The sequence below is a fragment of the Pseudomonas sp. R3-52-08 genome (assembly GCF_003851745.1).
In the GTDB taxonomy this organism is placed as follows: Bacteria; Pseudomonadota; Gammaproteobacteria; order Pseudomonadales; family Pseudomonadaceae; genus Aquipseudomonas.
The window spans coordinates 2337232-2350808 of sequence record NZ_CP027730.1 but is presented as its reverse complement, the minus strand read 5'-3'; the positions used below and the strand labels follow the sequence as shown (position 1 = coordinate 2350808).

14 protein-coding genes are annotated in these 13577 nt (G+C 60.2%); 13 read left to right on the top strand and 1 reads right to left on the bottom strand.

The annotated features are described in order from the left end of the window. The first annotated feature begins 54 nt into the window (after positions 1–54). From C4J91_RS10950 to C4J91_RS10895, 12 genes are all read left to right on the top strand, one after another. Complete coding sequence (locus tag C4J91_RS10950) at positions 55–1056, top strand: zinc-dependent alcohol dehydrogenase family protein (protein WP_124362320.1); 1002 nt, start codon at positions 55–57, stop codon at positions 1054–1056. Then, positions 1053–2243, top strand: coding sequence for an MFS transporter (locus C4J91_RS10945; RefSeq protein ID WP_124362319.1), 1191 nt, complete (start codon positions 1053–1055; stop codon positions 2241–2243). The genes C4J91_RS10950 and C4J91_RS10945 overlap by 4 nt, the downstream gene beginning before the upstream one ends. Before the next feature lie 90 nt (positions 2244–2333). Then, on the top strand, positions 2334–3254 hold the full coding sequence (locus C4J91_RS10940) for a LysR family transcriptional regulator (protein WP_124362318.1): 921 nt from the start codon (positions 2334–2336) through the stop codon (positions 3252–3254). A gap of 321 nt (positions 3255–3575) precedes the next feature. After that, entirely contained in the window at positions 3576–4598 is a 1023-nt protein-coding gene (locus tag C4J91_RS10935; RefSeq protein ID WP_124362317.1) for an aldolase catalytic domain-containing protein, read from the top strand. After that, positions 4598–5788, top strand: a complete 1191-nt coding sequence (locus C4J91_RS10930) for an isocitrate/isopropylmalate dehydrogenase family protein (protein ID WP_124362316.1) — start codon at positions 4598–4600, stop codon at positions 5786–5788. The genes C4J91_RS10935 and C4J91_RS10930 overlap by 1 nt, the downstream gene beginning before the upstream one ends. Next, positions 5785–6492 carry an RraA family protein gene (locus C4J91_RS10925; RefSeq protein ID WP_124362315.1) on the top strand — a complete coding sequence of 236 codons (708 nt, stop codon included), beginning with the start codon at positions 5785–5787 and terminating at the stop codon, positions 6490–6492. The genes C4J91_RS10930 and C4J91_RS10925 overlap by 4 nt, the downstream gene beginning before the upstream one ends. Before the next feature lie 40 nt (positions 6493–6532). Beyond that, positions 6533–7702, top strand: a complete 1170-nt coding sequence (locus C4J91_RS10920; RefSeq protein ID WP_124362314.1) for an LLM class flavin-dependent oxidoreductase — start codon at positions 6533–6535, stop codon at positions 7700–7702. Beyond that, positions 7699–8259 carry a flavin reductase family protein gene (locus C4J91_RS10915; RefSeq protein ID WP_124362313.1) on the top strand — a complete coding sequence of 187 codons (561 nt, stop codon included), beginning with the start codon at positions 7699–7701 and terminating at the stop codon, positions 8257–8259. Before C4J91_RS10920 ends, C4J91_RS10915 begins: the two co-directional genes overlap by 4 nt. Before the next feature lie 25 nt (positions 8260–8284). Continuing rightward, a complete protein-coding gene (locus C4J91_RS10910; protein ID WP_124362312.1) occupies positions 8285–8653 on the top strand; it encodes an antibiotic biosynthesis monooxygenase in 369 nt (122 codons plus the stop codon). A gap of 62 nt (positions 8654–8715) precedes the next feature. After that, positions 8716–9705: a nitronate monooxygenase family protein gene (locus C4J91_RS10905; RefSeq protein ID WP_124362311.1), complete on the top strand. Its 990-nt coding sequence runs from the start codon at positions 8716–8718 to the stop codon at positions 9703–9705. A gap of 17 nt (positions 9706–9722) precedes the next feature. Continuing rightward, complete coding sequence (locus C4J91_RS10900; RefSeq protein ID WP_124362310.1) at positions 9723–10499, top strand: alpha/beta hydrolase; 777 nt, start codon at positions 9723–9725, stop codon at positions 10497–10499. Further along, positions 10496–11365 (top strand): DUF6282 family protein, encoded by an 870-nt coding sequence (locus tag C4J91_RS10895; protein WP_124362309.1) that lies wholly within the window; start codon positions 10496–10498, stop codon positions 11363–11365. The genes C4J91_RS10900 and C4J91_RS10895 overlap by 4 nt, the downstream gene beginning before the upstream one ends. A 162-nt stretch (positions 11366–11527) precedes the next feature. Here C4J91_RS10895 and C4J91_RS10890 read toward each other — a convergent pair whose 3' ends face one another. Next, complete coding sequence (locus C4J91_RS10890; RefSeq protein WP_124362308.1) at positions 11528–12013, bottom strand: MarR family winged helix-turn-helix transcriptional regulator; 486 nt, start codon at positions 12011–12013, stop codon at positions 11528–11530. A gap of 48 nt (positions 12014–12061) precedes the next feature. Between C4J91_RS10890 and C4J91_RS10885 the strand changes: the two genes are divergently transcribed. Further along, positions 12062–13549 carry an FAD-dependent oxidoreductase gene (locus tag C4J91_RS10885; RefSeq protein WP_124362307.1) on the top strand — a complete coding sequence of 496 codons (1488 nt, stop codon included), beginning with the start codon at positions 12062–12064 and terminating at the stop codon, positions 13547–13549. Positions 13550–13577: the final 28 nt, after the last annotated feature.

Genomic DNA, 13577 nt, shown 5'->3' with positions numbered 1-13577 from the left:
TGCATCGGACGCGCCTCTAGACTGCAAACGTTCCTAATCCTTGCGAGAAATGCCATGACACGTGTCGTTCGGTTCTATGAGTATGGTGATCCAGAGGTCTTGCGGATCGAGGATTTACCGGTCCCCCAGCCAGGCCCTGATGAGGTCCGCATCCGCGTGAGGGCCATCGGCCTCAACCGCGCCGAGTCGATGTTCAGGCGTGGCCAGTACCTTGAACAAGCCGAGTTTCCCAGCCGGCTGGGGTATGAAGCCGCCGGTTTTGTCGAAGCCGTGGGCGAAGCCGTACGCGACTTTCAGATAGGTGACCCCGTCAGCCTCGTTCCCCCTTCGAGCATCGCGCAATGGGGAACCTATGCCGAGCAGGCGGTGGTGCCGGCGGCAATGCTGGTGCGGCATCCGGACACCCTGAGCATGGAACAGGCCGCCGGGGTCTGGATGCAATACCTCACGGCGTGGGGCGCCTTGTTGCCCGTCGCCGGGCTGGCCGTTGGAGACTTCATACTCATTACCGCTGCCTCGAGCAGCGTCGGCCTGGCGGCCATCCAGATTGCCAACCGCGTGGGAGCGATCCCCATCGCGGTGACCCGGGGCGAGGAAAAAGTGCGAAAACTGTTGGCCGCCGGTGCCGTCCATGTGATTGTCAGCGACGAGGAAGATCTGGCGGAACGTGTCGCGCACATTACGTCCGGGAATGGCGTGCGGGTTGTCTTCGACCCAGTCGGCGGCCCGGCTATCGAGCAACTGGCGGACGCCACGCGTCGTGGCGGAATCATCATTGAGTACGGCGCCCTGAGCAGCGAGCCATCGCCCTTCCCGCTGTTCACCGTGCTGGGGAAAAGCCTCACGCTGCGCGGTTACCTGCTGCACGAAGTCGTCAACGATCCCGTCCTGTTTGCCCAAGGCAAGGCGTTCGTGTCCAGCGGCCTGGTCGATGGCAGCCTGTCCCCGGTGATCGCCAGGACCTTTGCCTTCGAGGAAATCGTAGAAGCCCACCGATACCTGGAAGCCGGTGAGCAATTGGGCAAAGTCATCGTGACCCTGGAGGACCGACCATGAAACTGTTCAACCCGTTGTTTTTCATTGCCTTGGGCCTGTTCGGCGTCTATACCATCGAATTCGGCGTGGTCGGTATTTTGCCGGTGATCATCGAACGCTACAGCGTCAGCGCGTCCGAGGCGGGTTACCTGGTAGGTTTGTTCGCTCTGATCATCGCGGTATTCGGTCCCTTCATGGTGCTGCTGTTCTCGCGCTACAACCGCAAGCGGATCCTGACCCTCTCGCTGTTCATTTTTGCCGGCGCCAGCGCTTTGTCGGCTTATGCGCCCACCTACGGAACACTCGCGATCCTGCGGATCATTCCCGCGTTCTTCCATCCGGTGTATTTCTCGCTGGCGTTTGTCGCTGTGGTCTCCCTCTATCCCAAAGAGCAAGCCACGCAGGCCACGGCCAAGGCGTTTGTCGGCACCAGCATGGGCATGGTACTCGGCGTCCCTATCACCACCTGGATCGCGGCACGTTTTTCCTACGAAGCGGCGTTCCTGTTCTGCACCGCCGTCAACGTCATCGCCGGCCTGGGCATCATTGCCCGGTTACCCGATACCTTCGCCGGCCAGCGGACGCCTTATGGTGAACAACTGGCCATCCTGCGCAAGCCTACACTGTGGCTTAACATACTGGCTTCGACGCTGATATTCGGTGCGATGTTTTCGGTGTACTCCTACAGCGCCGAGTACCTGTCGCGCGAAGTCGGCATGAGCGGTGAAGTGATCAGCGCCATGTTGATCCTGTTCGGTGTAGGCGGTGTGGCCGGTAATTTGCTGGCAGGTCGCCTACTGTCAAAGAACAAGACAGTGACCACGCTGATGCACCCGATCATGCTGGGAGCGTCGTACCTGATCCTCCACTTCTTTGCCAGCCCGGCCATTTTGCCAATGGTTCTGATCGTGGTTCTGTGGGGTGCAACCCATACCAGTGGACTGATCGTGACCCAGGTTTGGCTGACCTCCGAGGCCCCGGAAGCGCCAGAGTTTGTCACCGGTCTCTATATTTCATTCATCAATTTGGGCGTAACGCTCGGGGCAACAGCGGGCGGATGGTTCCTCGCGCGCATGGGCATGGAGGGAACCATCGTCAGTGGCCTGGTTTTCTGCGCGCTGGCAGCGGTGGTGATAATGGCCAAGGTACTGATATATGGAGCAAGGCAACCGGAACTTGCGCCGGAAGTCCAAGCGATTTTGCACTAGAGTCATTCCCTGGGACCGCGGCAAGCTGCGGTCTTTTCTTGCACGTTACGGAGTTTTTATCGGTCATAACCACTCGGACGGAGTCACGATATGGATGTTAGCAGCACATCACTCTCAGCCACGCAGCTCGTCGATTTCCCTGTGGACAGCACCCAGTTTGACTGGGAGAACCTTCGGTATTTCATTACCTTCGCCAGGATACGCTCGCTTGCCGCCGCCGCACGTTCACTGAATGTCGAACACGCGACCGTATCACGGCGCATTGCCGCCCTTGAAACCGCGCTGAAAATACGCTTGGTGGACCGGCGTAGCCACCGATACGAGCTGACCGAAAATGGCGAACGGATCGCCCAGCTGGGTAACCGTATGCAGGAAACCGCCTGCGCTCTGAGTCGCGCGGTCTGCGCGATCCGCACCGATAAAGTCGCAGACATTACCCTCAGCGCGCCGCCGCACCTGACAACGCATTTCATTGCGCCCCAGCTGGGTCGATTACGGGAGCAATGCCCGGACGTTAACGTGCGCATCCTGTCCACCCCGCGCATGGCCTCCATGGCCAGGCGCGAAGCTGACATCGCGATCAGCGTCGGACGACCGACCGAGACGGACCTGGTCGTGCGCAAGATCGGCACCCTGGACTTCGGCTTCTTCGCTGCACCCTCCTATCTCCAGAACCGCACCGCCCCAGCCTATGAATTCATCGCCCACGACGATGAACAGGAGCCCTCCCCCCAACGCATCTGGCTGGAAAATGCCGCAGGCCAGCGGCCCGTGGTGCTAAGGGTCAAATCCTTCGATGTGCAGGCCGAAGCGGCCAGGGCGGGGGCGGGTATCGCGTTGCTGCCCGTCTTCATGGCCGATGCCTCAGGCGCTTTGCAAAGGGTGCCGATCGAAGAGCAGCCGTTGCATGCTGAACTGTGGCTGGTGGTCCATCGCGACATGCGAACTGCCCCCGGAATACGGGCAATGATGGACTTCGTCATTCAATGCTTTGCACAGCAACATCGTTAATGCACGGTTTGGCTCAGCCGGGAAATTTTTAACAGCCGCTGTTAAAAACAACCTGTTTACAACTTGTAGGATATTGCCCACTATCGAACCAGGTCAGGAAAACAATTATTAGCTCAACCATGACCTTGTACACTGCCATAACCGCCACACTCCTATAATAATAATCCCCCTGCCCGTACGATAAAATAACGCCACCCTTTGTGGGTAGATCGTTATACGTATTCGGTTGCGCCAGACATTGTAATCCCGGTTGCCTCTGCTTATTCGAAGTTAAAACGGCACACTTGCGTGCCTTCGAAACATGATAAAGGGACTGTATTCATGAGCCAGATAAAGATTATCGATGTCACGCTGCGAGACGGAGGGTACCGTAATGATTTCAACTTCACCGTTGATTACGCCCAGTCTGCAATTTCTCAAATGATAGAAGCCGGTATTCCGTATTGCGAAATCGGTTATCGCAACGGCTCATTCCTGCGCAAGCACGAGCATGGGCTGACCAGCGCTGTCGATGCCGAGTACCTGAGCGCGGTCCATGCCGCCGCCGCGGGTCGTATCGATTTGTGCGTCATGGTGCATCCGCACAACGTCGATGCCAGTGACTTCCAATTGCTTCAGGAACATGGCGTGTCGATGATCAGGGTGTGCCTGCGCCGCGACCGCCTTGAGGACGGGTTAGCCACCCTGAGGCTGGCCAAGGCCTACGGCTTTCAGGTAAGCGCCAATATCACCCATGTCACGACGCTGGGGCCTGGAGAAATTTCCGACATGAGTTTGCGCGCGGAAAACGCCGGGGCAGACTTGCTGGTGTTCGCAGACTCCAACGGCAATATGATTCCGGCCGATGTCGACCGGCTGATCACGCGAATCTCCAGCCGGGTCCTGATTCCCCTGGGCTTTCATGCCCACAACAACCTTTCCCTGGCGCTTTCCAACTCGATCGCCGCCATGAATGCCGGGGCCGAATACATCGATGCGTCCATTTGCGGCATGGGTAAGGGTGCCGGCAACCTGCACCTGGGTGTGTTTGTCGCGTACCTGCACCGTGCCGGTCTTCGCAATGACTACGATCTGGTGAGTGCCCTGCACTTATCCCAGGTCACCGCCGACACCGTGCCCGCCAGCAGCCTTCCGCTGTCACTGACGGATGTCATGATGGGCACTTACAACATGCCCTTTGATGTTCAGCAACGCCTGGATGAAGTGATAAAGGTGCACAGCCCCGCTTCAATTTTTCACGCCTTGCAGATATTGCACGAACAAGGTAACCGCAAACCGGAAAAGTCTATAAAGCCATTACCGACAACCCTGTCGCCCTCCCTGGCACATGGAGGTATTCGCTAATGAGCCCGCGCCAACAAGTATGTGTATTGGCCGGCGACGGCATTGGCGTCGAAGTGACCGAGGCAGTACTGCCGTTATTCGATGCCTTAAACTTACCCATCGATCTTATGTTTGGAGAGATTGGCTGGCGTTGCTGGCAAACAGAGGGAAACTGCATTCCTGATAAAACCTGGAGTTTAATAAACGACAGTCATGCAACACTCTTGGGCGCCATTACCAGCAAGCCGCTCCGTGAGGCAGAAGCAGAACTTCCATCAGCACTCAGGAGGACCGGGCGAGACTATGTTTCGCCCGTCATCCAGCTTCGCCAGAAACTCGGGCTATTTGCCAATGTGCGGCCCGTTACCGATGTAATGGGCGATAATCGCTATCGTTTTTCGGTGATTCGGGAGAACACCGAGGGCCTTTATGCAGGGCTGGATTTTGCCAGCATTCCCCATGCTTTCGAACCGATACTGGCTGAGCGCGAACGCAATGGCGCGCCGTGGACGCGTGAGAGTTGCACCGATGCCACGATGACGGTGCGCCTGCAAACACGCGCCGGGCTTTTGCGGCTGTTCCGTTTTGCTTTCGAGCATGCGCGCCAGCAAGGCTATGACCGCGTCACGCTGGCGGATAAACCCAACGTCCTGCGGCACAGCGGTGCGTTTGCGCGGGAGATCCTGGAATCGGTAGCCACGGACTTCCCCGACATCCAATGCAGCATCGATAACGTCGATGCCGTTGCGTTGTGGATGGTCCGACGGCCGGAGCGCTTCGGGGTGATCGTGGCGGAAAACATGTTCGGCGACATTCTTTCCGACCTCGGGGCTGGGGTCATGGGTGGCCTGGGCCTGGCTCCCAGCGCAAACATCGGGGCCCAGGGCGCCTACTTCGAACCGGTGCACGGCAGCGCACCCGCCTATGCAGGGCAACACCGGGCCAACCCGAGCGCGATGTTCCTGTCAGTTGCGCTGATGCTTGAACACCTCGGACACGTGCACGCCGCGCAAGCGACTCGCAACGCTGTTGCCCAGGTGGCACGCAGTGATTGCCGCACCTACGACCTGGGTGGAACGGCCAGCACCTTCGAAGTGGCGGCGGCAATTATCGAGCGAACCCTCGAGTGGGCGGCGTCGCTTGACGTGCCCACATCCCAGCCGTTCGGAAACCTGGACAAGCACGCCCTGGAAAAAGGAGCCCACGCATGAACGCGATCATGTCTGCCACTGTGCAAAACAACGATGCGCTGCTCAAAGCCTGCGAGGCACTTGACACCGCCAGCCTGTCGGATGCACTCGACAGCCTGGGGCTGGCCGGGGGGCTGGCAGGTCTTAACCAGCAGGTGCCGGGAACCCGCTGCGCAGGCTTCGCCTACACGGTGCTGTACGAGCCTGTGCCAGAACGAAGCGGCTTCAGGACCGCCGCCAACTACATCGATGAAGTGCCGCCCGACGCGGTCATTGTCTCCAGCAACCCTGGGCGTACCGACTGCACAACCTGGGGCGACATCCTGACCCACGTCGCGATAAGCCGGGGCATTCGCGGCACGCTGATCGACGGTGCCGCGCGGGATATCAATACGGTCGAGCGCCTGAAGTACCCGCTGTTCAGTCGCGCCCGCTTCATGCAGTCAGCGAAAAACCGGGTGCAGCTCAAAGCAACCCAGGTACCCGTGCAGATATCCGGGGTCACGGTCAATCCGGGCGACTTGGTGATCTGCGACAGCAGCGGTTGCCTGGCCATACCTGCCGACAAGGCCGAACAGGTCATCCAGCGCGCCCAGGCCGTCGAGCGGACCGAGAAGGACATTATCCAGAGTGTGAATGCTGGCTCCACCCTGGAACAGGCCCGCGCCCTGCACCGCTACGACCAGCCCTGGCTGTCACCCAAGGAAAAGCAAGCCGACGTTTGAGTTGCGACTTATTCCATTCATTTGAAAGAGTATTCACGACATGACTACTGCAAAGGCGTCCATTCGCAAGCCTAACCCTGTGCGCGACAGCCAGAACAAAATCAAACTCGGCGTGTTCGGTTTCAACATTGAAGGCGGCTGCACGCTGACCACCGCCCCGGAGCGCCACCGAGCGGCTGACTGGCAAAGCAACTTGGCAATCGCCACCCTGGCCGATCGCGCAGGCCTTGAGCTCTTGCTGCCCGTGGGCCGTTGGCGCGGCTGGGAAGGCGCCAGCAATCCGATGGGCGTTTCCTACGAAACCTACACCTGGGCGGCCGGCCTCGCCTCGGTCACCGAGCAGATCGCGCTGTTCGCCACGTCGCATGTGTCCACCGTCCACCCATTGTTTGCCGCCAAGCAGGCGGCGACCATCGATCACATCAGCGGCGGCCGTTTCGGGTTGAACATGATCTGCGGTTGGTTCGGCCAGGAAATGGGCATGTTCAATGGTCATCAGCGTGACCATGACAAACGCTACGACCATGCCGATGAGTGGGTAGAGATCGCTAAAACGGCATGGGAGGCCAACGGGTACTTTGACTATGAGGGCGAGTTCTTCAACGTCAAGCAAGGCTACGCCGAACCCAAACCGATCAACCGGCCGTTCCTGATGAACGCCGGTGGTTCGCCAAGGGGTCGCCAGTTCTGTGCCAAACATTGTGACGCCGCGTTCCTGATCCTCAAGCACGAAGACGACGACGACACCATCCGCGCGCAGATCAACGCCTATCGCGACCTGGCACGCCTGGAACATGGCCGCGAACTGCAAATCTGGGTGTACGCCTATGTCGTTCACGAAGACACTCTGGACCAGGCGCACCAGCAGCTCGACTACTACGTGACCCAGCATGGCGACGACGCCGCGCTGGACAACGTGACCCGTGAAATCGGCGTACAGAGTGGCATGTTCAAGGACGCCGCCGATGCCGAGCGTTTCCGCTTCCATTTCAAAGCGGGCTTTGCCGGCGTGCCATTGGTGGGCACCTCCCAGATGATCGTCGACCAGATGCAGCGCTGGTCCGACCTGGGCGTGGACGGCATCAACCTGACCTGGCTGGACTATCAAAGCGGGCTTCAGCGCTTCGTCAAGGAAGTGCTGCCCTTGATGGAGCAAGCCGGTCAACGCGCACCGCACAAACCTGGCCGGATCATGGAGGCGGTGGCATGAACGGATATTCCCAGGCCCGCAATGCTTCGGGCAATCTCACGGTCTTGCCGGTCACCACCGGCGTTGAATCCGTCGAATTGGCGGACCAGTTCAAAAACGCCATGCGCCGGTTGACGTCAAGCGTGGCGATCATTGCCAGCCGCGACGGCGATGACCCGGTGGGCATGGTCGCGACGGCGGTGGTCTCAGTCAGCACTAGCCCTCCCGCGCTGCTGATTTGTATCAACCGCTCCGCCAGCCTCCACAGCCCGCTCATGCTGTCCGGACGCTTCAGCGTCAACCTGCTGAGCACGGCCCATAGCGACCTGGTGCCGGTATTCGCCGGCCAGGTCAAAGGCGCCGAACGTTTCGCCCATGGCCACTGGGAAGACATCCAGGGCTTGCCCTGCCTGGCGGATGCGCAATCGTGCCTTATTTGCACCCTGGACAAACGCCTCGGCTACGGCACCCACGATGTGATCATCGGCCGCGTCGACGCGGTCCAGTTCGCCGAGCCTATCAATCCACTGCTTTGGGAAAACGGCAGCCCGGCGATATCCGCTCGGCTGACGCAATAACCTGCCCCCCCCAGGAGAATGACGCATGACTCAGATCGAACACTTCCAGGCACCACAATCGGGCGAAGACCAGGCCATTTTTCTGGTGAACGTCGTCCATGTGAATCCAGGCCAGCAAGATGCCGCCCTCGCCGTCCTGCGCGATACCGTCCAGTACGTGGCGCAGAATTACCCGGCCTTCCAATGGAGCCGGCTGTACAAAAGCCTCGACGGGAAAACGGTCATCAACCAGGCGCAATGGAGCAGCAAGGATGCCTTTGACTCGTTGTTTCAGGACGAGTCATTCACGTCGCGTTATTCGGGGCTCAAGGAAACCGGGACCTGGGAATTTCACCTTTATCAGGTGAGCGATTTCATCCCCCAGGCGCTGACCACGGCACTCATCGCTGAGTGAACACAGAAGCCGAAGCGGGCAGGCCCGAACCGGCCTGCCCGCACGAGAACAGGAGTATCGATATGGCTGGCCTCAATACGCGCTTTACACAAAGCTTCAATATTTCCCACCCTATCGTCCTCGCGCCCATGGGAGGGGCTTCCGGGGCAAAACTGGCCACTGCGGTATCCAGGGCCGGAGGGTTGGGACTGGTCGGCGCCAGCTATGGCGACGAGCAGTGGATGCGCACTGAACTGGCGCCCATGCAGGCATTGAAGCAGCCATGGGGCGTCGGCCTGGTGATGTTCACCGTGGCCCGAAACATGGCGCTGCTGGACCTGGCACTGGAATACGGACCCAACGTCGTCGCCTTGTCATTTGGCGATCCTGCCGCATTCGTGCCGATCATCCATCGGGCCGGCGCGAAAGCCATCGTACAGATCCATGAGCTGGACCAGGCCAGTGCGGCCCTGGATGCCGGCGCCGATGCATTGATCGTCCAAGGCGCCGAGGCCGGCGGGCACAGTTTGCGTCGCGGCCTGATGCCACTGTTGCCCGCCGTGCAGGATCGGTTCGGGGACAAGATCCCGCTGATTGCAGCCGGAGGCATCGCAGATGGGCGTGGCGTCGCAGCGGCGCTGGTGCTGGGTGCCGACGGGGTCATGTTGGGCACACGGTTCCTCGCGTCCGAGGAGGCCCTGCCCTCGGCCGCGTTCAAAAAGCGCCTGATCGAATCCAGTACGTCGGACACGGTGCGCACGCGGATTTTCGATCGGGTGCGCGGCATCGAATGGCCTGAAAACTACAGCGGCCGGGCCATTGCCAACCGCTTTTCGCAGGCTTGGCTGGGCCGCGACGAGGCACTGCAAGAAGCGCCGGAGTCGATCCGCCAGGACTACGCCAAGGCAGTCCTTGCTGATGATCTCGACCAGCGTGCGATCTGGGCCGGTGAAGTTCTGGATCTGGTAGGCGACATCAAGCCCGCACGCCAGATCGTCCATGACCTGTTGAGCGAAACCACGCGAATCTTGCGCAACAGCCAGCAACTGCTGGCTCTCGGTAAAATTGCCTGATGATCCGGAGAAGGTTTATGCAAACGTCCAATGCAATCAGCAGCCAATGGGGCAACGGCCATCAGCTGGCGGTGGTCATGTCACCCGTCATGCCCGTATGGGATGAAGGGCAGTTCTTCCAGCCCATGATCGCACCACTGGTAAAAGCGGGTTATCGGGTGGTCATATTCGACACTTTATCGCTACTGACCGACGAACACGAATCGCTTGAGGTGTTTTCGCAACGTTGGATGCATGTGTTGTCGGCGCTGGGCCAGATTGATCTGCTGGTAGGCTCGGCTTTGGGTGGCGCGGTTGTCCAGGCACTGCTCGGCAGCAGCCTTGCTGCCCATGTCAGTAACGTGCTGCTGCTGTCCTCGCCTGCCCTGGCGGATGGCATTCTCGACGGCCGCCTTGGAAAAATGGCTGACCTGGCCCTGCTCGGCGATCTGGAACAAGCCCTCCAACTACTCGATCGACTCGTGCAACCGGCGACCCGCATACGCCCCAGCGGCCCAATCGATATCGACCAGGCTAGCGCCGCACTCCAATCAAGGCGCCTGCACCTGGGTTTCCGGCTGCTCAATGGCCTCGACCTGCGGCAAGCCAGCCACAGCTTCCCTGGCGGGTTATTGACCGTCTATGGCGAACAGTCACAGCTGGTGCGCGGTATCAATGTGCATGTCAACGAAAAGGCCCGCCATTACCGGTTACCGATACCCGATGGCGGCATGCGCCCATTGCTCGATGCGCCGGCATTGGTCATGCGCACCGTGCGCGACCACTTGGGCATCAACCTGGAGATGGCCGCATGAGCCACCCGCCGCGTTTATCCGAGGTTGCCTTTATCGACGTGCATTATCACGCCGGTCCCGACGCCTACCTGCGGCGCCATGGCGTAATGGAGGCCGGTCGGCGCTACAGCGTGTTGAATGGCTGGGTGGTGTTGAAGAATCATCTGGGCTGCAGCGCTTCACAAGCCTGGGAGGCTCGACAAGAAGGGCTTCCCGTCTCCGGCTCGGTGGTCCTCAACGAAATCGCCGGCGGTATCGATTTCAGGGTGGTACAACGTTCGCTGTGCCATCACGGAGACAGCGAAGCGCGGCTGATCGTGCACCTGCCCACCGTCACGGGCCGCACCCACCAGTCCCGCCTCAAACGCAACAGTGGTCATTGGATCCTGGATAAATACCCCATCCGGCCGCTGACCGTCAGCCATGAAGGGAAATTGACTGAGCAAACCCTGGATGTGCTGCGGATGGCCCGAGACTACCCCATCGTCATTTCTACCGGTCATGCCGACGCTCAGGAGGTTCGCTTGCTGATAGACGCGGCGGTACGGCTGGATGTGCCCAGATTGATGCTCAATCAGCCGGCCAACCCCTTGACCGGGTTGGACGCCAGTGCCCTGCTGGAATTGGCTCAAGCACCCATGGTGTACACCGAACAAACTGCCCTGACCTACCTGCTCGGCTACCAGCCATGGGAAGACTTGAGCAGCGTCCTGTGCGACGTTCCCAGGGCGCTGTACAGTTCCGACCTGGGCCAGACCTCTCAACCGGATATCGAACAATGGCAGGTAGACAGCTTGCTGTGGTTTGAAAAAATGGGCATCGGCAGTGAGCGGGCGCAGCAGATCAGCCAAGGCAACGCGCGGGAACTGCTGCAGCAGGAGCCGTAGTGCGCAAGGCCGATTGTGCGAATACGCGTCCTCACCGAACTGCTGATCGAGTACTTCGACGAATCGCCGCACCTGGCGGTGCTGCCGATTTCACATCAGGATGAAGCGCTGGCGTGTGAGACCGGCAGCGCATGAGGCAACGCACGTCGTAAGCTGCTGACGCTAGCCAACTTCTGTGCCCTGCTCCAGGGCCTGCGCGAATTGACGCATCAGGCGCACCAGGGAGGTAATGTCTTCGGCAGCCCAGTCCTGAAAGATTTCCCGGGCCAGGCGCTCACGTGCCTGGTCGATCTTGTCGGTGACTGCCTTGCCTTTCTCAGACACCACCGCCTCGCGCATCCGGCGATCTTCAGAGTTCTCATGCCGGATCACCAACTCCATGCGTTCAAGCTTGGAGACCTGTCGGCTGATGGTCGTGTAGTCCCGGCCAAGGCGACCTGCCAGATCCACGACGCCAATCGGTCCTACCCGCTCGATGACCACCAGCAGGCGAAAGAGCGCCTGATCCAGATGGACACCCGCTTCTGCGATCAGTCGCTCGTCGTTGCGAGGCCGGTTCATCACGCTCACGATCGAGATCAAGGACCGGTGCAGATCCTTCATCTGCACCGATATATGTGTATCTTGCACTTTATTTTTCGTAGTCATAAGCTGCTCCCTGTTATGTGCATCTTACACATTCTTAGGGGAAGTGAAATGCGTGACTCTGTTGACGTCCTGATTTGTGGTGCCGGTGCCGCTGGCCTGACCCTGGCAATCGACTTGGCCCGGCGCGGGGTGAATTTTGCCCTCATCGAAAAGCGCCCCTCCCCCTTTTCGGGCTCGCGCGGCAAAGGCATACAGCCTCGCACCCAGGAGGTTTTCGAAGATCTCGGGATCCTGGACCGGGTCAGGGCCGCAGGGGGTATCTACCCGGCTATTCGCAAATACGCGCCCGATGGCAGTCACGCTGACCAGCCGGTAACGAGCGTTTCCGAGCCCACACCTGCAGAGCCGTACTGCCTTGCGTTGATGATTCCCCAGTTCAAGACCGAAGCGATCTTGCGCGAGCGCTTGATCGAACTGGGGCATGCCCCAGCGTTTGGTGTCGAGCTGACTGCAATGGTGGTCGGGACCGAGGGGATCAACGCCGTACTCGCAACCCCGGATGGCGAGCAGACACTCAAGGCCCGGTACCTGGTGGGCGCCGATGGTGGGCGCAGCTTCGTGCGCGGTACCTTGGGGATTGGCTTTGCGGGCAAGACCCTGGGCGTGCGAGCGATCGTGGCCGATGTGGAATTGGATGGATTGTCGCGTGACGTGTGGCACCAGTTTGAGGGTGGGGGCTCAGGCCCATTGGCTATCTGCCCGTTGGCAGGCACCGACCTGTTCCAGATCCAGGCACCTGTTCCCCTGGAGGGCGAGATTGACCTCTGCGCGGCGGCGCTGACCGAACGCGTTGCCCTGCACACCGGACGTACAGACATCACGGTCCGTTCAGTCGCCTGGTCCTCCACCTACAGCATGAATGCCAGGCTCGCCGAGCGTTACCGGGAGGGGCCGGTGTTCCTGGTCGGCGATGCGGCGCATGTCCATCCGCCAACGGGCGGCCAAGGGCTCAACACCAGCGTCCAGGACGCCTACAACCTGGGCTGGAAGCTGGCCGCCGTATTGGCCGGCGCACCAGAGACGCTACTCGACACCTACGAAGCTGAGCGCCGGCCAGTGGCGGCGGATGTGCTCGGCCTGTCCACGCGGCTGCTTGCAGGTTTCAAGACCGGTGATAACAGACGGCCCCGTGAAACACAGCAGCTGGATATCGGCTATCCGCACTCAACGTTGTCGCTCCCCCCGCAAGCTGCCGACAGCAAGCTCAAGCCAGGCGATCGTGCACCCGATGCCATCGTGCGAGGCGCAAGCGGCAGCCCAACGCGTTTGTTCAACCTGCTCAAGGGCGCCCATTGGACCTTGCTGGTCAATGGCCTCTCGAACTTCGCACCAAGCGCGGGCCTGCACATCCACAGCATCGGGCCCGGGTGGGAGATCGAAGATCACCTGGGCCAGTTCGCCCGGCTCTACAACCTCGGTGAAGGCTGCGCCGTGTTGGTCAGGCCGGATGGCTATCTGGCAGGGTTCTTTAGCAAAGATCAGGCGGCTGCGCTGGCTGGCTACCTGGTTCGCTACACACATGCGCGCCCAGGTTAGCCACCGAGGGACATTGCGTCCCACGGTA